This window comes from Nonomuraea sp. NPDC049607 (genome assembly GCF_040675375.1).
Taxonomy (GTDB): domain Bacteria; phylum Actinomycetota; class Actinomycetes; order Streptosporangiales; family Streptosporangiaceae; genus Nonomuraea.
The window spans coordinates 38,970-62,736 of sequence record NZ_JBFAOV010000021.1 but is presented as its reverse complement, the minus strand read 5'-3'; the positions used below and the strand labels follow the sequence as shown (position 1 = coordinate 62,736).

Sequence of the window (23,767 nt, the reverse complement as noted above, 5' to 3'; positions counted from 1 at the left end):
AAGGGCCCGAAAGAGCCCGGAGAGGGGCAGGGGGAGTCAGGCGCCGGCTGCCGGTGCCCGGTCCAGCAGCACGCCGAAGTGCTCCTGGTACGCCGGAAGCAGCTCGTTCTCGTTCAGGATGCGTTCGGCCCGTTCCCCCTGCCGGGTGACGATCAGCTTGCGCCCGCTGACCGTGGTACGCCCCTCCGCCGTACGGATCGAGCAGACCGGCGACCTGGTGAAGTGCGAGTCCGGCGAGGTCGCCTGCCACCAGCAGGTCGGTACGAAGTCGGCCAGCTCGTAGGCCCGCCCCGTGAGCCGGTAGGCGAGCTCACCGTTGTGCGACACGTCGAGATCGCCGTGCTCCCCGGGAGCGGGGACGATCCGGAACGTCCCGGCCGGGTCCTTCTGCTCGCCGCGCTCGTCCAGCCGCAGCGGCTCGTCGGCGAAGTCGCCGAAGCCGACGTCCACCAGCCACGACTCGTCGAGGTCGACGCGGAGCGCGAGGTGGTCGAACAACGGCCCGGGCCGGCCGCCCCCGAACACCCGCGCCGCGAGCATGGTCACCCGATAGCCGAGTGTGGTGAGCAGCGCGGCGAACAGGCCGTTCTGCTCGTAACAGAATCCGCCGCGGCGGCGGGTGACCAGCTTGTCGAACAGGGCGTCCGTGGCGAGCGAGATGGGTTCGCCGAGGTGGATGCTCAGGTTCTCGAACGGCACCGCCCTCAGGTGCGCGAGCTGCAGGGCTCGCAGGCCGTGGACGTCCGGGGGCACCGGCCGGGACGCTCCGAATCTGTCCAAGTAGCGGGTGACTTGCGACTCGTCCATGACGTACAGGAAACCACGTCTCGCCTGCTCGTGCCCGCCGGATGGCGTCGGGGCTCAGCTCCGTACGGCGCACAGCAGACGGTTGTTACCCCGCTGCCACAACGTGCCGATCTCGCCGAACCCGGCCTTGGTCAGCGCGTTGACGTGGTGCTCGACCAAGTGGGACTCGGAGCCGTCGTGGGAGGCGCCGGCCGTGCTGCGCTCCTGGTTGAGGTCGGCGAACGCGGGGTCGGCTGAGATGGCGTCCCACCAGGAGCGCCAGTCCTCGGGGAGGCGGTCGCCGAAGATCCGGTCGGTCTCGCGCTGGTGCACCGCGCGCTCCAGCCGGGCCAGGGTGGGGGAGGAGGAGTCCATGTGGTCGCCGTTGAGCAGGACCCCGCCGGGTCGCAGCACGCCGGCCAGCTCGGCGTACGTCTCCTGGAGCTCCTCCGGCGAGATCCAGTGGAGCGCGGTGGTGCTGACGGCGGCGTCGGCGGGACGGTCGAGGCCGAGCGCCGCGGTCCACCCACCGGTGCGCAGGTCGGCGGAGACGAACCGAAGCCCCGGGTAGGCGGCCCGGCCGAGACCGAGGAGCAGCGGGTCGGCGTCGACGGCGATCACGGTGGCTTGGGGAAGGCGTTCGAGCAGCCGGGCGGACAGCGACCCCGGCCCGCAGCCCAGGTCGATGACCACGGGATCGGGTCGTCCCAGGGCCTCGACCGCGTCGATCAGCGCGGTGAAGCGGGCCTCCCGGTCGGGCAGGTAGCCCTCCTGCTGGCGGTCCCAACGCTCGATCCAGTGCAGTGCGACTTCGTGGGTGAGCATCACAATCTCCCTGTAACCGTCGTCTAAGATTTGGGCAGTCACAACTTAGAGCGCGAAGGTGTAACTGGTCAAGTGGATTACAACAGTCACACGGATACGATCATCCGGGTCGCGGTGGCGCTGGTCAACGGGCTGACCCCGGGCGAGCAGCGAGGGCGTGAGTTCCCCGTCCCCGGCGACCTCGTCGCGGCGGCCTCCGAGGCGCTGGACAGCGTCTATCCCGGCCACCGCGAGCTCGGCGCGGCCGACGCCGCCGAGCTGGCCGAGGTCGCGGCCCGGTTGCGCGAGGTGTTCCGCGCGGTGGCGGACGGCGACGCCGACACCGCCGCCCTGGCCACCAACGCGCTGCTGGAGGAGAGCAGGGCCAGGCCGATGCTCGAACGCCACGACGGCGAGCCGTGGCACCTGCACTTCCACGGCCCCGGCGGCTCGCTGGCGGGCGACTGGGCCGCGAGCTGCGCGACCGGGCTCGCGATCGTGCTCGGCAGCGAGTTCAGTGACCGCCTCGGCGTCTGCACCGCCCCCCACTGCGACCGCGTCTACGTGGACGTCTCCCGCAACGGCACCCGCCGCTTCTGCTCCACCGCCTGCCAGAACCGGGTCAAGACCGCGGCCTTCCGCGCCAGGACACGGACCGAGTGAACCGGCCAGGAGGTGAACCGGGCCGGGTCAGCTGAGGACGCGGATCGGCGTGCCGTCCAGGAACGCGTCGATGTCCTGCACGGCGTCGCGGAAGAAGGTCTCGTAGTTGCCGCCGGTGACGTATCCCAGATGCGGGGTGGCCAGCACGTTGGGCAGTCTGCGCAGCTCGTGCCCGGCGGGCAGGGGCTCGGTCTCGAAGACGTCCAGCCCGGCCCCCGCGATCAGCCCCTCGCGCAGCGCCGACGCCAGGGCGGCCTGGTCGACGATGGCCGCCCGCGAGGTGTTGACCAGGTAGGCGCTGGGCCGCATCAACGACAGCTCGCGCTCGCCGACCAGCCCGCGGGTGCGCTCGCTCAGCACCAGATGGACGGAGACGACGTCCGACTCGGCGAACAGCTCCTCCTTGGTCACCGCCCGCACGCCCAGCTCGCCGGCGCGCGCCGCGGTCAGGTTCTGGCTCCAGGCGATGACGTCCATGCCGAACGCCTGCCCGATCCGGGCCATCTGCGCCCCGATCTTGCCGAGGCCGACCAGCCCGAGGGTGCTGCCGTGCAGATCCATGCCGACGGTGCTCTGCCACGGGCCGTCGGAGCGCATGGCCGTGGCCTCGGGCACCAGGTGCCGGGCCAGGCCGAGGATCAGCGCCCAGGTCAGCTCGGCCGGCGGGGTGGAGGCGCCGCCCGTGCCGCACACCGTGACGCCGCGGGCGCGGGCGGCGTCGAGGTCGACGGAGGCGTTGCGCATGCCCGTGGTGATCAGCAGGCGCAGCCGGGGCAGCCGCTCGAACACCTCCGCGGTGAACGGCGTGCGCTCCCGCATGATGACCACGATCTCGACGTCGGCGAGGGCCGCGACCAGCTCGTCGTGGCTGGTGAAGTGGGCCCGGAAGCTCGTGGCCCGGACCCGCGACCAGTCGGCCAGGCCGAGGGCCACGCCCTGGTAGTCGTCGAGGACGGCGCAGCGCAGCATGACCTGTGATCCTACGCCGCGGCCCCCTGCTCCAGCTCCCCGGCGGGGCCGGGGAGCTGGAGCCCGTTCAGTCGGCGGCCAGCCTTTCCGCCTCTTCGTGCAGCGCCGCGACCAGGATCAGCTCCAGGTTGAGCTCCTCCAGGTCCGGCGTCGCCAGACCGTCAAGGACGCGCATGGTGGGCCTCCCTGCACAAATGACGTCTCAGGTGTCACATAGGTTCACATCTATCTGAGACGTTCTCAGGGGAGGCGCGGACCGGGGGGCCGGTGGGGTCATTCCCGCGCGGGTTGCGGCAATTGTCCAGGGCAAATCATCAGGCCACTCCTGGCAGGCCGGAATCGCGGTTCAACTCCATCTCCATCTGCATCGCCAGAATCTCCTGCCGCTCCTCGTTGATCCTGCGGCAGAGCGTCACATATGCGGTGAGAACCTTGGAGTAGGAGGCTCGCGCCTGCTCCAGTTGGGTGCGCAGCCGTTCGATGCGGTCGGGGTCGGCGAGCTCCTCGGCCTCCGCCTCGGCCAGCAGCGCGCGGGCCTCGTCGACGATCTCCTCGGCCCGCATCCGCGTACGTCGCAGCATCGCCGAGCACTGGAAGAGCTCGGTCAGACGCGCTGAGGAACGAGCGAAGTCGGACTTGCTCATCGTCATGCCGCCCGCCCGATGCCAGCGAAGATTCGATGCCATTCCCGCCACCTTCCCGGTCAAGGTTGCCTAACTGTAGACGTCTGTACCCCGCCGGAGGATGACGCGCGAGCCCGAGGAGTAGGTCCATGCTCCCGGCGGAGAGTTTCTTCCTCTCACAGGTCGAAGATTTTCCCCTGAAACTCATTCGGTCACCGCTGAATGTGCTGATTAGAGCCGTGTCTGGGGTCTTTTCCGAGGAATGCAACGAATCGCCGTGCTGGGCAAATTAGGTGGCTCGAAGACGGTCGATCGGCCCCCGCGGCGACGGGCGTTCGTCACATACTGAAACGACATGGCAGCGCAACGTGACTCTGAGGTGGCGGTAGTGGTGGCGATGTCGGCGGCGGGGAACAACGACGAGACGGTCGACGTCAGCGTCGTCATCCCGGTGCACAACTGCCGTCCCTATCTGGACAGGTGTCTCACCTCGGCGCTCGTGCAGCGGGTGAAGAAGGAGATCATCGTCGTCGACGACGGCTCCACCGACGGCGGCGCCGAGCTCCTCGACCTCTACGCGACCTACCACCAGACCAGCGTGAAGGTCGTGCACATCGAGGGCTCGGGCGGCGCGGGCCGGCCGCGCAACGTCGGCCTCGGCCACGCCACCGGCCGGTACGTCTTCTTCTGCGACGCCGACGACCACCTCGGCCCCGAGGCGCTCGAACGCATGGTCGCCATGGCCGACAGGAACGGCTCCGACATCGTGCTCGGCAAGATCGTGGGCCACGGCAGGCGGGCCCCCGCCTCGATGTTCCAGCAGAACGCCGAGCGCCTGACCCTCGCCGACAGCAACGTCTACAACAGCCTGAGCTGCTTCAAGCTGTTCAGGCGGGAGATGGTCGAGCGGCACGGCATCCGCTTCGCCGAGGACATGCTGGTCGGCGAGGACATCATGTTCACCGTGCACGCCTACTGCCACGCCGGCGTGATCTCGGTGGTCGCCGACCACGACTGCTACCACCTGGTCTCCAGATCCGACGGCACCAGCATCATGCAGCGGGCGGGCAGCAGGGACCCGGTCGCCTGGCTGTCCATGATCCGGCGGCCCATCCGGCTCATGGCCCGGCACGTCGAGCCCGGCCCGCTGCGCGACCACCTGCTGCGCCGGCACTTCAGGCTCGACGCCTTCGCCCAGCTCGGCGCGGTGTTCCTGGAGAGCGACGACGTACGCCGCAAGGAGATCGCGCAGGAGGTCGCGGCGCTGTGCGACGAGTGGTTCACCCCCGGCGTGCACGCCCGGCTCAACAGCATCGACAAGCAGCGCGTGGCCGCGCTCGGCGACGTCGACCGCCTGGTGCGGCTGGCCCGCATCGAGAGCGCCACCGTGCGGCGGCGGCTGACCGGGCTGCGCTGGGAGGGCGACCACCTGGTGGTCACCGGCACGGCCGGCCTGGACGGCATCAGCCAGGACGACGGCGTGGCCCTGGTGCTGCGCGCCCGCAACGACCCGCACGGCGAGCTCGTCGTCCCGGCCGAGCGGGGGGGCGCCGAGTTCACCGCCCGGGTGGACGTCGCCGCGCTCTCCTCCGGCGTCTGGGACCTGCGGGTGGCGGTCGAGCTGGAGGGGGTGGTGCGCCACGGCAGGCTGGGCGCCGACCGCGACAACGGCGTCACCCGGCCGCCGGCCCACCTGATCGGCGGGGTGGTGACCCTGCCGTACTTCACCCGGGACAACGGCAACCTGAGCATCGACGTCGGCGGGCACGTCGTCGCCGTGCCCGGCACGGTCCGGCTGCACAGGACGCGGTGGGCGCTGGGCCACCGGCTCGTCGTGCACGGCGAGGTCAGCGTGGCCGGGACGGTCCCCGAGTGCACGGCGGTCAGGCAGATCGTCTGGCGGGAGCGGCGTACCGGCCGCGAGCGCGCCGAGCGCGTGACGGCGCTGCCCGGGGGCGGGTTCGCGGCCAGGCCGGCGGTGGGCCGGCTCCCGCCCGGCACCTGGGACGCCTACCTGGAGCTCGACCTGGGCGGGCCGCCCGCGCGGTTCAGGGTCGAGACCGACGCCGAGACGGTCGCCGGTCCGCGCAGGTGGTGGGGCGCGGCGTTGCTGCGCAGCGTGCGGCCGTACGCGACCTCGGGGAAGGGGCGGCTGAGCACGGTCGTGCACCGGCTGACGCCACGAACGATCCTCAGGAGGATCCTTCAGTAATTGCCACCTATGTGCAGGTGCAAGGCAATGCTCTAAAGTGAGAAGGATTTGTTCGTCCTTCTGGAGGCGTTGCCGTGCACGTACCCGATGGCTTCTTCAACGCAGCTACTTCCGTCTCCGCCGGAGCGGTGGCGGCCGCCGGGGTGGCGGTCTGCCTGCGGGGCGCACGCCGGGAACTTGACGACCGGACCGCGCCCATGGCGGGGCTCGTGGCGGCCTTCATCTTCGCGGTCCAGATGCTGAACTTCCCCGTCGCGGCGGGCACCAGCGGCCACCTGCTGGGCGGCGCATTGGCGGCGATACTCGTGGGGCCCTACACAGGGGTGCTCTGCATGGCCGTGGTGCTCCTGGTGCAGGCAGTGTTCTTCGCCGACGGCGGGCTGACCGCGCTGGGCGTCAACATCACGATCATGGGCATCGTCACCGTGTTGGTCGGCTGGGGCGTGTTCCGGCTGGTCACCGGGTTGTCCAGGGGCAGGGGCAGGGGCGGGGTGACGCTCGGGGCGTTCCTCGGTGCGCTGATCTCGGTGCCGGCCTCGGCGCTGGTGTTCTCGCTGCTGTTCTGGATCGGCGGGACCGCGCCCATCGAGGTGTCGGCCGTGGCCGCGGCCATGGGCGGCGTGCACGTGCTGATCGGCATCGGCGAGGCCCTGATCACCGCCACCACCGTCGCCGCCGTGCTGGCCGTACGGCCCGACCTGGTCTACGGCGCCCGCGGGCTGGCCAAGCCGCTGGTGCTCAAGGGCGCCGAGGGCACGACCACGACCGTGGGCGAGGAGGCGCCGGCGGCCCGGCCGGGCGCGCTCAGGCCGTTCCTGCTGGGCGGGATCGGGCTGACCCTGGTGCTGGCCGGCGTGGTCTCCTTCTTCGCCGCCTCCGACCCCGACGGGCTGGAGGCCGTGGCCGAGAACAAGGGCTTCAGCGGCCAGGCGGTCGACCACGCGTTCGGGTCGTGGGCGCTGGCCGACTACGGTGAGGTGGGCGGCATCCCGGTCGGCGTGGCCGGGATCGTCGGCGTCGGGCTCGTGCTGCTCATCGCCGGTGGCGTGGCGTTCGCCGCGCGGAGCCGTACGAACGTGGGGGTCTGATCTGTGAGAGACGGTGAGTGACGGTGGGCGCGGGGCATCGGCACGATCTCTATCTGCCGGGTGACTCACCGGTCCACCGGTTGCCGCCGCAGTGCAAGCTGCTCGCCGTCTTCGCCTTCGCCGTCGTCGTGGTGGCCACGCCGCGGGAGCGCTTCTGGGCGTTCGCGGTCTACGCGGTGCTGCTCGGGGGCGTCGCGCTGGCCGCGCGGGTGCCGTTCGGGCACGTGCTGCGGCGGATGGTGATCGAGGTGCCGTTCGTGCTGTTCGCGTTCCTGATCCCGGTGATCGGGATGGGGGAGCGCACGACGGTGCTCGGGGTCTCGCTGAGCGTGCAGGGGTTGTGGGCGGCCTGGAACATCCTGGTCAAGGCCACGCTCGGGGTGATCGCCTCGATCCTGCTCGCGGCCACCACCGAGCCGCGGGTCATCCTCGTCGGGGCCCAGCGGCTGCGGCTGCCGAGCCTGCTGGTGCAGATCGCCATGTTCATGCTCAGGTACATGGACGTGATCGTGGAGGAGATGCGGAGGATGCGGGTGGCGCGGGAGTCGCGCGGGTTCGAGGCGCGCAACTTCCGGCAGATCCCGGTGATCGCGCGCTCGGCCGGGGCGCTGTTCATCCGTTCGTACGAGCGGGGTGAGCGGGTGCATCTGGCGATGCTGAGCCGCGGCTACTCCGGACGGATGCCGATAATTCAAGATATTTCGGCATCCATCGGGCAGTGGGGGGCGGCGCTCGCCCTGCCCGTCACGGCACTCGCGGTTCTGGGGCTCTCATGGTGAACTCTTTGGAGGTCAGTGACCTGGCCTACGCCTACCCCGACGGCACTCAGGCGCTGTTCGGCGTGAACCTGGCGATCGGCCGCGGCGAGCGGGTGGCGCTGCTCGGCCCCAACGGCGCCGGCAAGACGACCCTCGTCATGCATCTCAACGGCATTCTCACCGCCGGGCACGGCAATGTGGCCGTGGGCGGCGTCCCGGTGCGCAAGGACACGCTCAAGGAGATCAGGCAGCGCGTCGGCCTGGTCTTCCAGGACCCCGACGACCAGCTCTTCATGCCCACGGTCAAGGACGACGTCGCCTTCGGCCCGGCCAACGCCGGACTCAAGGGCGCCGAGCTCGACCGGGTGGTCCGCGACGCGCTCGACCGGGTCGGCATGCTGGAGGCCGCCGACCGGCCGCCGCACCACCTGTCGTTCGGGCAGCGGCGCAGGGTGGCGGTGGCCACGGTGCTGGCGATGCGGCCGGAGATCCTGGTGCTCGACGAGCCCTCCTCCAACCTCGACCCGGCCGCGCGCCGGGAGCTGGCCGAGATCCTGCGGTCGCTGGACGTGACGGTGCTCATGGTCACCCACGACCTGCCGTACGCGCTGGAGTTGTGCGAGCGCTCGCTGATCCTGTCGGGAGGCGTGATCGCCGCCGACGGCCCGACGCGCGAGCTGCTGGCCGACCCCGGGCTGCTGGCCGAACACCGCCTGGAGCTCCCTTACGGCTTCGCCGTCCCGGCCGGGTGAGGCGACCTGGCGCCCAGGTCGCGGGCCGGGTGGGAACCCTTGGCGCGACCTCCGGCGCGCGATCGATCCGGCCCAGTCCTTCCACATCCGGCTCTTCGTAGTTTGTGCATGCCCGCTATCCGGGGATGTCGAAGTACAGTGGCTCATCGAGGAGGGGCCAAATGAAGCTGCGGCTTGCGCGACACGCCCTGGGTGACGCCGTGGTGGTGGCCGTTGAGGGAGAGCTCGATCTGTTCACCGCACCGTTCCTCCGCGACGAGGTACGCGACGCCATCAAGCAGGACAGCGCCAGGCTCGTGCTCGACCTGCAGCAGCTGTCGTTCATGGACTCCAGCGGTCTTTCGGTGCTGATCGAGGCCTGGCGGCTGGCCACCGGAGAAGGCGGCGGGGTGTGCCTGGCCGCGCCCCAGGCGCCCGTGGCCCGCATCCTGCGGACCACGGGGCTCGACCGGCGGATCAAGGTGTACTCCGACGTCGACAGCGCCGTGGGGGGAATTTAACCCGCCCCGAGTAGAACTTCATTCGGTTGGCGCGTTAAGGTCCGGGATATGGACGTCAACGGATCTGCAGCAATCATCTCCGGCGGTGCCAGCGGCCTTGGCGAGGCCTCGGCCCGTGAGCTCGCCCGGGCGGGCGCCACCGTGGTCATCGCCGACCTCAACGAGGAGCGCGGCAAGGCCGTCGCCGACGAGCTCGGCGGCGTCTTCGTCAGGACGGACGTGTCGGACGACGATCAGGTGCAGGCGGCCGTCGACGCGGCCGTGGCCACGGGCAAGCCGCTGCGCGTCGTGGTCAACAGCGCGGGCATCGGCTGGGCCGAGCGCACGGTCAACCGCGAGGGCAAGCCGCACAACCCGGCCACGTACCGCAAGGTGATCGAGGTCAACCTGATCGGCACGTTCAACCTGATGCGCGTCGCCGCGGCCGCCATCGCCGCCACCGAGCCGGTCGACGCCGACGGCCAGCGCGGCGTCGTGATCAACACCGCCTCCGTGGCCGCCCTGGAGGGCCAGACGGGCCAGCTCGCCTACTCCGCCTCCAAGGGCGGCATCGTGGGCATGACGGTCCCCGCCGCGCGCGACCTGGCGGCCATCGGCGTACGCGTCAACACGATCTGCCCCGGCATCATCGACACCCCCATCTACGGCTTCTCCGGAAACGCCGAGGAGTTCAAGGCCAAGCTCGTGGCCCCGGTCGTCTTCCCCAAGCGCATGGGCCGCGCCGACGAGTTCGCCCACCTGGTCCACTCGCTCATCCAGAACGACTACATGAACGCCGAGGTCGTGCGCTTCGACGGCGGCATCCGCTTCCAGCCCAAGTGAGGTCTCGTGTCTGACGAAGTGCTCGTCGAGCAGTCCGGAAACGTCGCGATCATCACCATCAACCGGCCGAAGGCGCGTAACGCGATCAACGGCGCGGTGGCCCGGGGGATCGCCGAGGCGCTGGACACCTTCGACGCCCGCGCCGAGATCTCGGCGTACGTGCTGACCGGCGCCGGCGGCACGTTCTGCGCGGGCATGGACCTCAAGGGGTTCCTGACCGGCGACCTCCCGGTGGTCGAGGGCCGCGGCTTCGGCGGCATCGCCGAGGCGCCGCCCAAGAAGCCCCTGGTGGCCGCGGTCGAGGGGTACGCGCTGGCCGGCGGGTTCGAGCTGGCCCTGTCCTGCGACGTCATCGTGGCCTCGTCGGAGTCCACGTTCGGGCTGCCCGAGCCGAAGCGCGGGCTGGTGGCGGGCGCGGGCGGGATCATGCGGCTGCCGCGGCGCATCCCGTACCACGTGGCCATGGAGATCGCCCTGACCGGCGACCACTACCCGGCCTCCCGCCTGTACGAGCTGGGCCTGGTCAACCGGATCACCGAGCCGGGGGCCGCCCTGGAGGGCGCGCTGGAGCTGGCCCGCAAGATCGCCGCCAACGCGCCCCTGGCGCTCGCGGCGACCAAGAAGGTGATCATCGAGTCCCAGGACTGGTCGCTGGAGGAGATGTTCAAGAAGCAGGGCGCGATCATCAACCCGGTGTTCGGCTCCAAGGACGCGATGGAGGGCGCGGCGGCCTTCGCCGAGAAGCGCGCCCCCCAGTGGAAGGGCGAGTAACCCTCGCCGGCACGCCGGCCCCTTCCGGGACGTCCGGGAGGGGCGGCGTCAACGCGCGCGCGTGAGCTTTCCTGCGTACGGTAAAAAAGAGGAGACGACCACCAGGAGAGCGCATGAGCGACCAGTCCGGTTCCAGGTTCGAGTCGGCCAGGCGCGGCGCCGGCACCTTCCTGTCGAGCGCGATCAAGGCGATCGTCATCCTCGGGTCCATGCTCGCCGTGATGTGGGTGCTGGAAGGTGTCGACTACGTGATGGGCGGCGCGCTCGACTCGTACGGCATCGCGGGCTGGGACCCCGACGGCCTGCTGGGCATCTTCTTCGCGCCGTTCCTGCACGGCGGCTTCGGCCATCTCATGGCCAACTCGCTGCCGCTGCTGGTGCTGGGCTTCCTGGCGGCGGTGCGCGACATCCGCAAGTTCCTGTGGGCCACGCTGCTGATCGTGGTGATCGGCGGCGTCGGCACGTGGGTGTCCAGCCCCGGCGTGATCACGATCGGCGCGAGCGGCCTGGTCTTCGGCTACTTCGGCTTCGTGCTGGCCCGGGGGCTGTTCGACCGCCGCCTGGTGGACATCCTGATCGGCATCGGCGTAGGCGTGGCCTACTACTCGATCCTGTGGGGCCTGCTGCCCAACCAGCAGGGCATCTCCTGGCAGGGCCACCTGTTCGGGCTCCTGGGCGGCGTGGTGGCCGCCTGGGTGCTGCGGCGCAGGAAAGAGCTGCCCGCCTCGCTCTGAGCCCTACAGGTGCGGCTTGGTGTGCTCGGCCGGCGAGCTGGAGAGCATGCGGTCGATGAGCGCCAGGCCGATCGCCGAGGCCACGAACGCCAGATGGATGATCGTCTGCCACATGATCTTGTCGTTGGGCACGTCACGCGCCCGGATGAACGTCTGCAGCAGGTGCACCGACGAGATGCCGATGATGGCCGTGGCCAGCTTGACCTTCAGCACGTTGGCGTTGACGTGGGAGAGCCATTCGGGCTCGTCGGGATGGTCGTTGAGGTTGATGCGCGAGACGAACGTCTCGTAGCCGCCGATGATCACCATGATCAGCAGGTTGGAGATCATCACGACGTCGATCAGCGCCAGCACCGTGAGCATGACGACGACCTCGGCCGACGTGCCGTCGCCGGTCGCCGGGTGCAGGAAGACGCTGCTCAGCAGGTGCCACAGCTCGGTCATGAACTGCCAGACGTACACCGCCTGGGCCACGATGAGGCCCAGGTAGAGCGGGACCTGGAGCCAGCGGCTGGCGAACATGAGGTAGCCGAGGCTCCGGGGCAGCGCTCGCCCCTGGCCGATAGGGGGCTTTTCAGGCAAGAATGTTTCCTACTGATCGAGCCGGAGGACTGGTGAGTTGGCGAACCTGGGATCCCTGGAACGCGCGATCATGAACGTGCTGTGGGATGCCGGCCGGGCCATGCGCGTCAGGGAGCTGCTCGACAGGCTCAACGAGGAACGCGACCTCGCGTACACGACCGTGCAGACCGTGGCCGAGCGGCTGGTGCGCAAGGGGCTGCTCGTGCGCACGCCCTCGCGCAACGCCTTCCGCTACGCGGCCGCCTGCTCAAGGGCCGAGCACGTCAGCCGCCTGATGCTGGAGGCGCTTGCCGTCAGCACCGACAGGCTGCCGGTGCTGACGAGGTTCGCGCAGAGCGTCGAGGAGGAGGACGCCCTGGCGCTCCTGGACGAGCTGGCCCGCCGGACGCGCCGGCGGGCGCCGGGCTAGAGCCGCTCGACCACGTGGTCGACGCAGACCGTCAGCGCCTCGACGTCGGACGGCTCGATGGCCGGGAACATCGCGATGCGCAGCTGGTTGCGGCCCAGCTTGCGGTAGGGCTCGGTGTCGACGATGCCGTTGGCGCGCAGCACCTTGGCCACCTCTGCGGCGTCGACGTCGTCGTTGAAGTCGATCGTGCCGACCACCTGCGAGCGGAACTGCGGAGCGGCGAACGGCGTGGCGTAGGACGACTTCTCGGCCCAGGTGTACAGGCGCTGGCTGGAGTCGGCCGTGCGGGCGGTGGTCCAGGCCAGGCCGCCGTTGCCGTTCATCCAGTCGAGCTGGTCGGCCAGCAGGAACAGCGTGGCCACGGCGGGCGTGTTGTAGGTCTGGTCCTTGCCGGAGTTGTCGATCGCGATCGGCAGGCTGAAGAACTCGGGGACGTACCGGCCGGAGGCGGCGATCTCCTCGACCCTGGCCAGGGCGCGCGGCGACATGATCGCGATCCACAGGCCGCCGTCGGAGGCGAAGCTCTTCTGCGGGGCGAAGTAGTAGACGTCGGTCTCGGCGATGTCGACCGGCAGGCCGCCCGCGCCGGAGGTGGCGTCGACCAGCACCAGCGAGTCGTCGCCGCCCACGCGGGAGATCGGCATGGCGACGCCGGTCGAGGTCTCGTTGTGGGTGAGCGCGTAGACGTCGACGCCGTCCTCGGCCACCGCGGTGGGGTAGGTGCCGACGTCGGACTTGATCACGCTCGGGTCGCCCAGCCAGGGCGCCTTCTTGGCGACCGCGGCGAACTTCGAGGAGAACTCGCCGAACGCCAGGTGCTGGGACTTCTCCCTGATCAGCCCGAAGGCCGCGATGTCCCAGAACGCGGTGGTGCCGCCGTTGCCCAGCACGACCTGGTAGCCCTCGGGCAGCGAGAACAGGTCGGCGAGCCCGGAACGCACGCGGCCGACCAGGTTCTTGACCGGCTTCTGGCGGTGGGAGGTGCCCATGAGACTCGCGCCGGAGGCGGCGAGCGCGGCCAGTTGCTCGGTGCGAACCTTCGAGGGCCCGCAGCCGAAGCGGCCGTCGGCGGGCTTGATGTCAGCGGGAATCACGATGTCAGCCACGTGCCAAGCGTACTGAGGCCGTCCGGGTGACGTCGCGCGGGTCCGCCGAATGAGACGCGGAACGGCCCGCCCTTGATCGGGCGGGCCGTTCATGACACGGGCGAAATCGTGTCAGATCGTGCCGGCAACCTCGGAGGCGCCGGGGACGTCGCTGAGCGGGCGCGACGCCGGGCCGATGTAGTTGGCGCTCGGCCGCACCAGCCTTCCGGTGCGCTTCTGCTCCAGGATGTGCGCGGCCCAGCCGGCCGTGCGGGCGCAGGTGAACATCGAGGTGAACATGTGCGAGGGCACCTCGGCGAAGTCGAGCACCACGGCCGCCCAGTACTCGACGTTCGTGGCGAGCACCCGGTCGGGCTTGCGGGCGTGCAGCTCCTCCAGGGCGGCCTGCTCCAGCGCCGCCGCGACCTCGTAGCGGGGCGCGTCGAGCTCCTTGGCGGTACGGCGCAGCACGCGGGCGCGCGGGTCCTCCGCGCGGTACACGCGGTGGCCGAAGCCCATGAGCCTGTTGCCCTTGTCGAGCTCACCCTGGACGTACTTCTTGGCGTCGCCGAGCTGCTCCACGCCTTCGATCATGTGGAGCACGCGGGCGGGGGCGCCGCCGTGCAGCGGGCCCGACATGGCGCCGACGGCGCCGGACAGCGCCGCCGCCACGTCCGCGCCGGTGGAGGCGATGACGCGGGCGGTGAACGTGGACGCGTTCATGCCGTGCTCGGCGGCCGAGGTCCAGTAAGCGTCGATGGCCTTGACGTGCTTGGGATCAGGCTCACCGCGCCAGCGGATCATGAAACGCTCGACGATGGTCTTCGCCTCGTCGACCCGGCTCTCCGGCACCATCGGCAGGCCGAGGCCGCGCGCGGACTGCGCGACGAAGGAGAGAGCCATCACGGAGGCGCGCGCGAGCTGGTCGCGGGCCTCCTCGTCACTGATGTCGAGCAGGGGCTTGAAGCCATAGGCCGGAGCCAGCATGGCCAGCGCGCTCTGCACGTCTACACGGATGTCACCGGAGTGGACAGGGATGGGGTACGGCTCCGCCGGGGGCAGGCCCGGCTGGAACTTGTTGTCGACCAGCAGGCCCCAAACGTGCCCGAACGGGACACGGCCGACCAGCTCCTCGATGTCGACGCCCCGGTATCGAAGGGCGCCCCCTTCTTTGTCCGGTTCCGCGATCTCGGTCTCGAAAGCTACGACGCCTTCGAGGCCGGGTTTGAAGTCGGACATGCTCGGCCGCCTCCCTTTCTTGCCATGTAACGGCAATGCCTTGATGTCGAGATACCGGCGGGTCAATTTAACCCCCTCCCAGCTCATGGTCGGTCTCGGGACCCGCCGAAACGCCAAACCCGCTGGTAGGGAGCCTTCTGTGGGATCTGCCACATGAGCGCGCAAGAATACCTTCTCGTGGATGCCACCCCGCGCCCGCCCCTGCTGGCGGGGCTACGCCGAACGTACGAGGGCGAGCCGTTGCTCGAAACCGACCTCGCGTCCGACCCCATCGCGCAGTTCACCGTCTGGTTCCAGGAGGCGCTCGAATCCGGCCTGCCCGAACCCAACGCCATGGTCCTCGCCACCGCCTCCGCGGGCGGCCGGCCGAGCGCCAGGACCGTCCTGCTCAAGGGCTACGACGAACAGGGCTTCATCTTCTACACCAACTACGAGTCCCGCAAAGGCCGCGACCTGGCCGAGAATGGGCGAGCCTCGCTGCTGTTCCCCTGGCACGCCATCCGCCGCCAGATCCGCATCGAGGGCACGGTCGCCCGCATCTCCCACCAGGAGTCGGCCGACTACTACAACTCCCGCCCGTACGGCTCGCGCATCGGGGCCTGGGCCTCGCGCCAGTCGGCGGTCGTCCGCTCGCGCGAGGAGCTGGACGAGCGCTACGAGGAGCTGGCCGCCCGCTGGCCGGAGGATCCGCCGGTGCCCGACTTCTGGGGCGGCTTCCGGGTCACCCCGATCGAGGTGGAGTTCTGGCAGGGACAGCTGGACCGGATGCACGACAGGCTGCGGTACCGGCGTACCCGACCCGGGTGGGCCTTGGAAAGACTTGCCCCTTAAATTGCCTTAGGTGGCATTCGGGGAACTGGTCAAACGTCATTTTGTGGACACCAGGCCGCTGGCCGTGCCCGCTTACCGCCGGATCTGGTCCGGTCAGGCGGTCTCGAACGTGGGCGTCGCCGTCACCGTCGTGGCGGTCGGCCAGCAGGTCTACGACCTGACCCACTCCTCGCTCTGGGTGGGCCTGCTCGGCATGGCCAACCTGATCCCGCTGCTGGTCTTCGGGCTGTGGGGCGGGGCCGTCGCCGACGCCTTCGACCGGCGCAGGCTGCTCGTCATCGGCTCGCTCATCACCTGGGCGGCCACTCTGGTCATCCTGGCGCAGGCCCTGCTCGGGCTGGGCAACGTCTATCTGATCTTCGCGGCGACGGCGGTCAACGCCACCGGGTTCGCGATCACCGGCCCGACCAGGGGCTCGGTGATCCCGCGCATCCTCGACCCCGAGCTGGTGCCGGCCGCCAACGCGCTCAACTCGCTGGTCTACAGCCTCGGCGCGGTCGTCGGCCCGATGCTCGGCGGCGTGCTGCTGGCCACCGGCGGCGACCACCCCAACTACGCCGCCGCCTACGCGGTGGACGCCCTGCTGTTCAGCGCCGGCCTCTACGCGGCCCTCAGGCTGCCCGCCCTGCCCCCGCTGACCGAGGTGGGACGTCCAGGGGCCCGGGCGGTCTGGGAGGGCCTCAGCTTCATCGCCAGGAGCCCGGTGCTGCTGATGTCGTTCGTCGTGGACATCATCGCGATGGTCTTCGCCATGCCGCGCGCCCTCTACCCCGAACTGGCCGCCGAACGTTTCGGCGGCTCGATGACCGCGCTCGGCTGGGCGACCTCGGCCATGGCCATCGGCTCGGTCGCCGGCGCGCTGTTCTCCGGCTGGGTGGGCCGCGTCTCGCGCCAGGGCCTCGCGCTGGTGCTGGCGATCGCCATGTGGGGGCTCGCCGTGGCGGCCGCGGGGCTGGTGGGCGAGCTGTGGCTGGTCGTGGCGTTCATGGCGGTCGGCGGCGTGGCCGACGTGATCTCGTCGGTGTGGCGGCAGTCGATCCTGCAGCTCTACGCCCCCGACGAGATGCGCGGGCGCATGCAGGGAGCGTTCATGGTGGTGGTGGCGGGCGGCCCGCGCCTGGGCGACCTGCGCGCCGGGGCGACCGCGACCGCCTTCGGGCTCACCGGCGCCTGGGTGGGCGGGGGACTGGCGTGCGCGGTCACCGTGCTCGTCGTCGGCCTGTCGGTGGCCGCGTTCCGCGACTACCGCTCCGACACCCGCGCCGCGGCCCTGAGGTCGGAGACGAAGCCCGCGTAGGCCGCGTCCCTGTCGGGCGCGCGCAGCACCGCCGAGGGGTGGATCGTGGCCACCGCGAGCGCGTCGCCGAGCGGCACCGGCTCGCCTCTGTGCTCCGTCAGCCGGAACGCCCTGCCCAGCAGCGACCTGGCCGCCGTCGCGCCGAGCACCACGACGACCTCGGGCCGCACCAGCGCCAGCTCCGCGCCGAGCCACGGCCGGCAGGCCTCGATCTCGGCCACCGTCGGCTTCTGGTGGATCCTTCTCTTCCCCCGCGGAGTGAAGGAGAAATGTTTGACGGCGTTTGTCAAATAGACCGCGTCCCGTTCGATTCCCGCCTCCTCCAGCCCGCGGTCCAGCACGCGTCCCGAAGGACCCACGAAAGGATGCCCTTCCAGGTCCTCGCGATCGCCGGGCTGCTCGCCGACCAGCATGAAGCGGGCCTGCTCGGGGCCCTCGCCGAACACCGTCTGGGTGGCCGCGGCGTACAGGTCGCAGCCCTCGCAGCGGGCCGCCGCGGTCCGCAGGGAGCCGAGATCACGCCGGTCGGGAAGGAACTCGGCCGCCCCGTTGTTGCCGTCCTTAACCATCGTCGGTCGTTCTCCCAATAGGGTTCCTGAAGACTTCTGTGCCCGTAGCGGACGGGCTCAGTCCCCGCCACGACCGGCGTAGCATTTCAGTTGGGAGGAGCCTTGACCGCACACGGCCTGATCGACACGACGGAGATGTATCTCCGCACGATTTACGAGCTCGAAGAGGAGGGCATCGTCCCCCTTCGCGCCCGCATCGCGGAGCGCCTCCAGCAGAGCGGCCCCACCGTGAGCCAGACCGTCGCCCGCATGGAGCGCGACGGCCTCGTCCGCGTCGAGGGCGACCGGCATCTGTCGATGACCGACCTGGGCCGCACGCTGGCCACGCGCGTGATGCGCAAGCACCGTCTGGCCGAATGCCTGCTCACCCAGGTCATCGGCCTTCCCTGGGAAGAGGTGCACATCGAGGCGTGCCGGTGGGAGCACGTCATGTCCGAGTCGGTCGAGGCGCGGCTGGTGACGCTGCTCGACAACCCCACGGTCTGCCCGCACGGCAACCCCATCCCGGGGCTGGCCGAGCTGGGGGCGCCGGAGGCCGCCGAGGGCGCGGCCAACGTCCTGACCTCGATGTCCGAGGCCGCCGGGCCGAGGGACATTCCGGTCGTGGTGCGCCGGATCAGCGAACAAGTGCAAAGCGATCCTGCTGTGATGCTTAAACTCAAGCAAGTTGGGATACAACCCGGACGCGAGGTGACGCTCGCGGCGAGCGACGACGGTGTGCGGGTGACAGGTGACGGTGACGCGAACGACACTCCCGCGGAGCTTCCGCGTGACGTTGCCGCGCACGTTTTTGTCTCCAAGCGCTGACGCGCGCGCAGCCACTTGGTTGAATCCCTCTCGGGAGGCCCTCCACTCTCCCCTGGCCAAGACAGTTGCAGGAGCGCCCGTGGTCCGCTGTGCGCACAAGCCACCCCAAGGAGTGGTCTCCGGATGAAGCGATGGGGGGATCTGTCACAAGAAACGGCTGATCACCTTGGTGCCGGGTCCGTTCTGGACCATGCCGAAATGGCAGTGGTCGTGACAGACCGCTTCAGCAATCTCCTCTACTGGAATCCCTTCGCCGAGCAGCTGTTCGGCCGTCCCGGCAAGGCGCCGGCACGTGACGCGTCCGTCCTGTCCCTCGGGATCATGGACAAGGACCACCCGCAGGCGATCGAGCTGGCCAAGCACGTGCTCAAGGGTGGCGTGTGGGAGGGCACGTTCGACGTCAGGCGCGGCGACGGCACGATCGTCTACGTCCGCGCCCAGGCCGTGCCGCTGCGTCACCCGTCCGGCTCGGTCACCGGCATCGTCATCCTGGCCCGCGAGGCCCTGCGCAGCAACGAACGCGAGAAAGACCGTTTCGGGCTCCTTGAGCGCATCGGCGAACGCCTGGCCGGCTCGCTCTACGTCGAGGAGACGCTCAAGCGCGTCGCCGAGATGCTCGTCCCGCAGTTCGCCGACCACTGCTTCATCGAGCTCATGGAGGGCGACCGGCTCGTCCGCCGGGTCTCGGAGCACGTCCAGGGCTGGACCCCGCCCGCGGGCACGTGGAAGCCGGTGGGCGCGGAGATCCGCTACCCCTCCGGCCACTACGCCGACACCGCGCTGCGCCGCCAGGAGACCATCCTGGTGGAGGACTTCTCCACCACCAGCTACCCGATGCCCCACGAGGGCAGCGCGCGGCTGGCCGGCGAGATCGGCATGACCTCGGCCATCGTCGCCCCCCTGCTGGTGCGCGGCGAGACGCTGGGCCTGATGTACCTCGGCCTGTCCAACCTGACCGACCGGCGCAGCCCCCACTACGACGCCTTCGACCGCGACTTCGTGGGCGCCATCGCCACCCGCGTGGCCCTCGCGATCGACAACGCGCTGCTGTTCGAGGAGGAGCGTCACACGGCCGAGTCGTTCCAGAAGCACCTGCTGCCGCGGGCGCTGCCCCAGCTCGACGGCCTCGACATCGCGGTGCGCTACTACCCGGCGGCCCCCCTCGCCTCCCATGGCCAGGGCATCCAGACCCAGGTCGGCGGCGACTGGTACGACGTGATCCCGCTCTCGGCCGGCCGGGTCGGCATCGTGATCGGCGACGTCGAGGGCAGGGGCGCCAAGGCCGCGGCCATCATGGGCCAGCTCAGGGCGGCGCTGCGGGCCTTCGCCCAGGACGACAAGTCGCCCGCCGACATCCTGGCCAGGCTCGACGAGTGGACCCGCATCATCGCCACCCCCGAGCAGGACGACAACGGCGCCGACGTCAGCATCCCGCCCATCGTCACCTGCCAGTACCTGGTCTACGACGCCTGGTCCCGCCAGCTGTCCTTCGCCAACGCCGGGCACGCGCCGCCGCTGCTGGTGGTCGACGGCCAGTGCCTGGAGATGGACATCGAGGAGGTCGGCCAGCCGCTGGGCGTCCGGGCCAAGGGCCTGCACGCCGACCTGGTCTACAAGGAGGAGACCCGCACCCTCCCGCCGGGCGCGGCGTTGCTGCTCTACACCGACGGCCTGGTCGATCGGCGTCCGGGCCGCGACGGGCGGATGCCGAGCGAGGAGGAGACGCTCGGCGTGCTGTGCGAGAAGCTCGCCAAGATGGCCGACGCCGACGTCGAGCGCATCGCCGACGCCGCCACGGTCGCGGTGCCCGGCGAGATCGACGACGACATGGCGATCCTCGTCGTCCGCTCCAGCGACGTCGACCTCGACGTCGAGGAGCGCACCTTCCCGGCCCAGCCGATCATGGTCGGCGAGGCGCGCCGCATGGCCTCCGAGGCCTTCTCCGGCTGGAACGTGCCCGAAGAACGGGCCGAGCTGGCCTGCCTGCTCGTCTCCGAGGTCGTCACCAACGTGGTGCTGCACGCCTCCACCGCCAACTCCCCGCGCCGGGAGCTGGTCGTCGAGGGGCCGCCGCTGCCGTTCGAGGACTCCTGGGACATGCCGGGCTTCGAGGAGGAGCCGGCCGGCGACAAGGAGTTCACGCTGAGGCTGCGCAGGGGCGAGGAGTCGGTCTGGGTCGAGGTGTTCGACCAGGACCTGCGCCTGCCGCGCATCCGCAGCGCCGGTGAGAACGACGAGGGCGGCCGCGGTCTCTACCTGGTCGACCAGCTCGCCAAGCGCTGGGGATCCCGTCCCACCAGGGAAGGCAAAGCGGTCTGGTTCGAGATTCCCACCCGGCGCAGGTGAGTGGTTCACTGGGCCGCATGGAGCTGGCCTTCGAGCGCCGGGGCACCGGCGAGCCGCTGATCCTCGTCCACGGCATCGGACACCACTGGCAGGCGTGGTTGCCCGTGATGGACCGGCTGGCCGCCGACCACACGGTGATCGCGATCGACCTGCCAGGTTTCGGGGTGTCGCCGCGGTTGCCGGCGGGCATCCCGTACACCGCGGAGTCGCTGGCGGACGCGGTCGAGTCGTTCTGCGCGCTGCTCGGCATCCGGGAGCCGCACGTGGTGGGCAACTCGCTCGGCGGCTACATCGCGCTCGAACTCGCCTCGCGCGGCGTCGTGCGCACGGCGACCGCGTTGTCACCGGCCGGGTTCTGGTCGCGGTCCGAGCTGCTCTACTGCCAGTCGATGCTGAAGGCCCTGCGGGGCTCGGCCCGCGCGATGTCGCCGGAGCAGGCGGCCATGGCGGCCGGCAGCCCGTTCACGCGCGCCCTGTCCAGCGGCATCCTGGTCGCCCGGCCGGGCCGGCTCGACCCCGCCGGGCTCGTCGCGGCCACGCAGGCGCTGGCCGGAGCGGCCGGGTTCGACGAGACGCTGGAGTCGTTCGGCGGGCTGATGCCGCCGGCTCCGCCCAAGTGCCCGGTCACGATCGCGTGGGGCGAGCGTGACCGGCTGCTGCCGCGCCGCCAGGCCGTCCGCGCGGCGCGGTGGTCGGGGCAGCGGGTCAGGCTGCTCAAGGGCTGCGGGCACGTGCCGATGAGCGACGATCCCGGGCTGGTCGCCCGGGTCGTACTGGAGGCCGACCGGGCGGCCGGCTAACGTTCGGCGTTGGCCGCCATGCGGCGCAGCACGTCGACGGCGGTCAGGTACTCCTGCGGGCTCACGCCCTCGGTGATGCGCCGCCTGAATCGGGTGACGTGCTCGGAGACCGCGGCGTGCGTGGCCCTTCCCTCGGCGGTCAGCTCTCCGTCCGCGAGCCATCCCCTCGACGTCAGACTCTGTACGGCCTCCTCCACGCCCTCGAACGGCGCCAGCGCGGCGGCGTTCTGATCGTGGGCGGTGGCGTGGAGAAGCTGCCACTCCCTGCGCGAGGCGCCGTACGCGGACAGGGTCTGGCCCATCGCGTCCTCCAGCAGGTTGTCGAGGTGCTTCACCCAGTATCCGATAGGTTTGTCCATGCATGTACAATAACAACTATATGCATGAAGACAAGGAAATTGCCGCGATCGAACGCGCGATGGTCGCGATCAGGCGCAGGCAGAGCAGGCGGGCGCTGGCCCGGCGACAGGGCGCGACGGGGCCCGAGTTCGAGGTGCTCGACGTGGTCGAGGGCGCCGGCGGGCAGGTCACCGTGTCGATGGTCGCGGAGGCGCTGAACGTCGACCAGCCGCGGGCGAGCCGGCTCGTGACGGCGGCCGTGACGGCGGGGCTGGTGCGACGGGAGGCCGATCAGGCCGACGGGCGGCGGGCGTGGCTGGTGCTGACCGAGGCGGGCGTCGCGGCGCTCGGACAGGCCCGGCAGGCCAGGCAGGCGGCCTTCGCCTCGGCCACGGCAGACTGGTCGGCGGCCGAGCGGGCCGAGTTCGCCCGGCTGCTGACCCGGTTCGTGGAGGGGATGCCGGGCTGAGGCGCTCCCGGCGTCAGCGCATCGTCTGGCCCCAGACGAGCAGCATGGCGATGATGAACACGATCATCACGCCCACGTAGCCGACGGGGCCGAACCGGAACGCCCTGCGCACGCGGTTGAGCCCCCAGGCGAACAGTAACGCCAGGAAAACGAGGAGGATCAGGCCGCCGTCCATGCTGACAGTATGCGGCGCGGCCCGGCCCGGCGCGCGGCTGCCGTCAGAATCCGAAGGACCGGCCGATGATCTCTTTCATGATCTCGGTGGTGCCGCCGTAGATCGTCTGGACGCGGCTGTCCAGCCACGCCTTGGCGACCGGGTACTCCATCATGTAGCCGTAGCCGCCGTGGAGCTGGAGGCAACGGTCGATGACCTTGTTCTGCAGCTCGGTGGTCCACCATTTGGCCTTGGCCGCGTCCACGACGGTGAGCTGCTTGGCGTTGAGCGCCAGGATGCACTTGTCCACGTAGTGGCGGGCGATCTCCGTCTCGGTGGCCAGCTCGGCCAGGACGAAGCGGGTGTTCTGGAACGAACCGATGTTGCGGCCGAACGCCTGGCGGGTCTTGCAGTACTCGATCGTCTGCTCCAGCACCGCCTCCGCCGCGGCCACGGCCGCCACGGCGATCGACAGGCGTTCCTGGGGCAGGTTGTTCATCAGGTGGAAGAAGCCCTCGCCCTCGTTCGGGCCCAGACGGTTGGCCACCGGCACCCGGACGTTCTCGAAGAACAGCTCGGCGGTGTCCTGGGCCTTCATGCCGACCTTGTCCAGGTTCCGGCCGCGGTGGAAGCCGTCCATGCCGCGTTCGACCACGATCAGCGTCGTGCCTCTGGCGCCCGCGTCCGGGTCGGTCTTGGCGACCACGACCACGAGGTCGGCGTTGACGCCGTTCGTGATGAACGTCTTCTGGCCGTTGACCACGTAGTGGTCGCCCTCGCGGACGGCGGTGGTCCTGATGCCCTGGAGGTCGCTGCCGGCGCCCGGCTCGGTCATCGCGATGGCGGTGATGAGCTCGCCGGAGGCGAAGCCGGGCAGCCAGCGCTGCTTCTGCCCGTCGTCGGTGAGTTCGACGACGTACGGGGCCATGACGTCGTTGTGCAGGGAGAAGCCCAGGCCGGAGGCGCCGTTCCCGATGATCTCCTCGACGATCACCGCGTTGTAGCGGAAGTCGGTGATGCCGGATCCGCCGTACTCCTCCGGGACGCCGAAGCCGAACATGCCGAGCTCGCCGGCCTTCTTCCAGACCTCGCGGGGCACGATGCCGTCCTTCTCCCACTGGCCGTGGTGCGGCACGACCTCGCGGGCCATGAACTCGCGCACGGTTTCCCGGAAGAGCAGGTGCTCCTCGTCGAAGAGGTCTCGCTGCATCGGTTCGCCTCCAAGCAGGTGTCGTGCACGACAGAATACGATTCTGTTACCCGGAGGTATACCCGCTTTTCGGGCGAGGAGGACAGCGGGGGACACGGCTTCATCACAAGTGCTGGAACTTGAGGGAATCGGCCTGCGTTGGGGGTGT

General features: G+C 70.3%; 27 protein-coding genes. 16 read left to right on the top strand and 11 right to left on the bottom strand.

Going from position 1 to position 23,767, the window contains the following annotated elements; all coding sequences use genetic code 11:
• Nucleotides 1-36: 36 nt before the first annotated feature.
• Both AB0J97_RS33060 and AB0J97_RS33055 read right to left on the bottom strand, forming a co-directional pair.
• Entirely contained in the window at nt 37-807 is a 771-nt protein-coding gene (locus AB0J97_RS33060) for an arylamine N-acetyltransferase (RefSeq protein ID WP_364095975.1), read from the bottom strand.
• A gap of 54 nt (nt 808-861) precedes the next feature.
• Nucleotides 862-1,611, bottom strand: coding sequence for a class I SAM-dependent methyltransferase (locus AB0J97_RS33055; protein ID WP_364095972.1), 750 nt, complete (start codon nt 1,609-1,611; stop codon nt 862-864).
• A gap of 72 nt (nt 1,612-1,683) precedes the next feature.
• Here AB0J97_RS33055 and AB0J97_RS33050 point away from each other — a divergent pair, with 72 nt between their 5' ends.
• Nucleotides 1,684-2,253: a CGNR zinc finger domain-containing protein gene (locus tag AB0J97_RS33050; RefSeq protein WP_364095969.1), complete on the top strand. Its 570-nt coding sequence runs from the start codon at nt 1,684-1,686 to the stop codon at nt 2,251-2,253.
• A 27-nt stretch (nt 2,254-2,280) separates the two neighbouring features.
• Here AB0J97_RS33050 and AB0J97_RS33045 read toward each other — a convergent pair whose 3' ends face one another.
• Nucleotides 2,281-3,222, bottom strand: a complete 942-nt coding sequence (locus tag AB0J97_RS33045) for a D-2-hydroxyacid dehydrogenase family protein (protein ID WP_357708195.1) — start codon at nt 3,220-3,222, stop codon at nt 2,281-2,283.
• Nucleotides 3,223-3,536: 314 nt separating this feature from the next.
• Nucleotides 3,537-3,908: a hypothetical protein gene (locus tag AB0J97_RS33040; RefSeq protein ID WP_357708196.1), complete on the bottom strand. Its 372-nt coding sequence runs from the start codon at nt 3,906-3,908 to the stop codon at nt 3,537-3,539.
• Nucleotides 3,909-4,200: 292 nt separating this feature from the next.
• On the opposite strand from AB0J97_RS33040, the gene AB0J97_RS33035 reads away from it, so the two are divergent.
• The 8 genes from AB0J97_RS33035 to AB0J97_RS33000 all read left to right on the top strand — a co-directional run bounded on the left by AB0J97_RS33035 (nt 4,201) and on the right by AB0J97_RS33000 (nt 11,482).
• Nucleotides 4,201-6,057, top strand: a complete 1,857-nt coding sequence (locus tag AB0J97_RS33035; RefSeq protein ID WP_364095965.1) for a glycosyltransferase family 2 protein — start codon at nt 4,201-4,203, stop codon at nt 6,055-6,057.
• A gap of 74 nt (nt 6,058-6,131) precedes the next feature.
• A complete protein-coding gene (locus AB0J97_RS33030) occupies nt 6,132-7,145 on the top strand; it encodes an energy-coupling factor ABC transporter permease (protein ID WP_364095962.1) in 1,014 nt (337 codons plus the stop codon).
• 23 nt (nt 7,146-7,168) lie between these two features.
• Nucleotides 7,169-7,924, top strand: a complete 756-nt coding sequence (gene cbiQ / locus AB0J97_RS33025; RefSeq protein ID WP_357708199.1) for a cobalt ECF transporter T component CbiQ — start codon at nt 7,169-7,171, stop codon at nt 7,922-7,924.
• The gene (locus tag AB0J97_RS33020; RefSeq protein ID WP_364096206.1) at nt 7,921-8,655 is read left to right on the top strand and encodes an ABC transporter ATP-binding protein; all 735 of its coding nucleotides are present in this window, start codon (nt 7,921-7,923) and stop codon (nt 8,653-8,655) included. Before cbiQ ends, AB0J97_RS33020 begins: the two co-directional genes overlap by 4 nt.
• A 161-nt stretch (nt 8,656-8,816) precedes the next feature.
• On the top strand, nt 8,817-9,155 hold the full coding sequence (locus AB0J97_RS33015; protein WP_364095958.1) for an STAS domain-containing protein: 339 nt from the start codon (nt 8,817-8,819) through the stop codon (nt 9,153-9,155).
• Between the two features lie 48 nt (nt 9,156-9,203).
• Nucleotides 9,204-9,977, top strand: coding sequence for an SDR family NAD(P)-dependent oxidoreductase (locus AB0J97_RS33010; protein WP_357708202.1), 774 nt, complete (start codon nt 9,204-9,206; stop codon nt 9,975-9,977).
• A 6-nt stretch (nt 9,978-9,983) separates the two neighbouring features.
• Nucleotides 9,984-10,748 carry a crotonase/enoyl-CoA hydratase family protein gene (locus AB0J97_RS33005; protein ID WP_357708204.1) on the top strand — a complete coding sequence of 255 codons (765 nt, stop codon included), beginning with the start codon at nt 9,984-9,986 and terminating at the stop codon, nt 10,746-10,748.
• A gap of 113 nt (nt 10,749-10,861) precedes the next feature.
• Nucleotides 10,862-11,482 (top strand): rhomboid family intramembrane serine protease, encoded by a 621-nt coding sequence (locus AB0J97_RS33000; protein ID WP_364095954.1) that lies wholly within the window; start codon nt 10,862-10,864, stop codon nt 11,480-11,482.
• A gap of 3 nt (nt 11,483-11,485) precedes the next feature.
• On the opposite strand, the gene AB0J97_RS32995 is transcribed toward AB0J97_RS33000, so the two are convergent.
• A complete protein-coding gene (locus AB0J97_RS32995) occupies nt 11,486-12,064 on the bottom strand; it encodes a TIGR00645 family protein (protein ID WP_357708207.1) in 579 nt (192 codons plus the stop codon).
• A gap of 37 nt (nt 12,065-12,101) precedes the next feature.
• On the opposite strand from AB0J97_RS32995, the gene AB0J97_RS32990 reads away from it, so the two are divergent.
• Nucleotides 12,102-12,473, top strand: a complete 372-nt coding sequence (locus tag AB0J97_RS32990; protein ID WP_364095949.1) for a BlaI/MecI/CopY family transcriptional regulator — start codon at nt 12,102-12,104, stop codon at nt 12,471-12,473.
• On the opposite strand, the gene serC is transcribed toward AB0J97_RS32990, so the two are convergent.
• Together serC and AB0J97_RS32980 are read right to left on the bottom strand one after the other, a co-directional pair.
• A complete protein-coding gene (gene serC, locus AB0J97_RS32985) occupies nt 12,470-13,579 on the bottom strand; it encodes a phosphoserine transaminase (RefSeq protein ID WP_357708210.1) in 1,110 nt (369 codons plus the stop codon). The genes AB0J97_RS32990 and serC overlap by 4 nt on opposite strands.
• A 111-nt stretch (nt 13,580-13,690) precedes the next feature.
• Nucleotides 13,691-14,797, bottom strand: coding sequence for a citrate synthase 2 (locus AB0J97_RS32980; RefSeq protein WP_357708212.1), 1,107 nt, complete (start codon nt 14,795-14,797; stop codon nt 13,691-13,693).
• A 153-nt stretch (nt 14,798-14,950) separates the two neighbouring features.
• On the opposite strand from AB0J97_RS32980, the gene pdxH reads away from it, so the two are divergent.
• Both pdxH and AB0J97_RS32970 read left to right on the top strand, forming a co-directional pair.
• Nucleotides 14,951-15,628 carry a pyridoxamine 5'-phosphate oxidase gene (gene pdxH, locus AB0J97_RS32975; RefSeq protein WP_357708213.1) on the top strand — a complete coding sequence of 226 codons (678 nt, stop codon included), beginning with the start codon at nt 14,951-14,953 and terminating at the stop codon, nt 15,626-15,628.
• Between the two features lie 10 nt (nt 15,629-15,638).
• Nucleotides 15,639-16,925, top strand: a complete 1,287-nt coding sequence (locus tag AB0J97_RS32970; RefSeq protein ID WP_357708215.1) for an MFS transporter — start codon at nt 15,639-15,641, stop codon at nt 16,923-16,925.
• On the opposite strand, the gene AB0J97_RS32965 is transcribed toward AB0J97_RS32970, so the two are convergent.
• Nucleotides 16,871-17,494 (bottom strand): UdgX family uracil-DNA binding protein, encoded by a 624-nt coding sequence (locus AB0J97_RS32965; protein WP_364095943.1) that lies wholly within the window; start codon nt 17,492-17,494, stop codon nt 16,871-16,873. The two genes, AB0J97_RS32970 and AB0J97_RS32965, sit on opposite strands and share 55 nt — an antisense overlap.
• A 102-nt stretch (nt 17,495-17,596) precedes the next feature.
• Between AB0J97_RS32965 and AB0J97_RS32960 the strand changes: the two genes are divergently transcribed.
• From AB0J97_RS32960 to AB0J97_RS32950, 3 genes are all read left to right on the top strand, one after another.
• Nucleotides 17,597-18,301, top strand: a complete 705-nt coding sequence (locus tag AB0J97_RS32960) for a metal-dependent transcriptional regulator (protein WP_357708219.1) — start codon at nt 17,597-17,599, stop codon at nt 18,299-18,301.
• A gap of 123 nt (nt 18,302-18,424) precedes the next feature.
• Entirely contained in the window at nt 18,425-20,647 is a 2,223-nt protein-coding gene (locus tag AB0J97_RS32955) for a SpoIIE family protein phosphatase (RefSeq protein ID WP_364095939.1), read from the top strand.
• Entirely contained in the window at nt 20,644-21,447 is an 804-nt protein-coding gene (locus AB0J97_RS32950) for an alpha/beta fold hydrolase (RefSeq protein ID WP_357708221.1), read from the top strand. Before AB0J97_RS32955 ends, AB0J97_RS32950 begins: the two co-directional genes overlap by 4 nt.
• On the opposite strand, the gene AB0J97_RS32945 is transcribed toward AB0J97_RS32950, so the two are convergent.
• On the bottom strand, nt 21,444-21,806 hold the full coding sequence (locus AB0J97_RS32945; protein ID WP_364095936.1) for a MarR family transcriptional regulator: 363 nt from the start codon (nt 21,804-21,806) through the stop codon (nt 21,444-21,446). The two genes, AB0J97_RS32950 and AB0J97_RS32945, sit on opposite strands and share 4 nt — an antisense overlap.
• 20 nt (nt 21,807-21,826) lie before the next feature.
• Here AB0J97_RS32945 and AB0J97_RS32940 point away from each other — a divergent pair, with 20 nt between their 5' ends.
• Nucleotides 21,827-22,255, top strand: a complete 429-nt coding sequence (locus AB0J97_RS32940) for a MarR family winged helix-turn-helix transcriptional regulator (protein ID WP_364095933.1) — start codon at nt 21,827-21,829, stop codon at nt 22,253-22,255.
• 13 nt (nt 22,256-22,268) lie between these two features.
• Here the strand turns inward: AB0J97_RS32940 and AB0J97_RS32935 are convergent, their stop codons facing one another.
• Both AB0J97_RS32935 and AB0J97_RS32930 read right to left on the bottom strand, forming a co-directional pair.
• On the bottom strand, nt 22,269-22,430 hold the full coding sequence (locus AB0J97_RS32935) for a hypothetical protein (protein WP_357708225.1): 162 nt from the start codon (nt 22,428-22,430) through the stop codon (nt 22,269-22,271).
• 43 nt (nt 22,431-22,473) lie between these two features.
• Complete coding sequence (locus tag AB0J97_RS32930; RefSeq protein WP_364095929.1) at nt 22,474-23,619, bottom strand: acyl-CoA dehydrogenase family protein; 1,146 nt, start codon at nt 23,617-23,619, stop codon at nt 22,474-22,476.
• Nucleotides 23,620-23,767 lie beyond the last annotated feature (148 nt).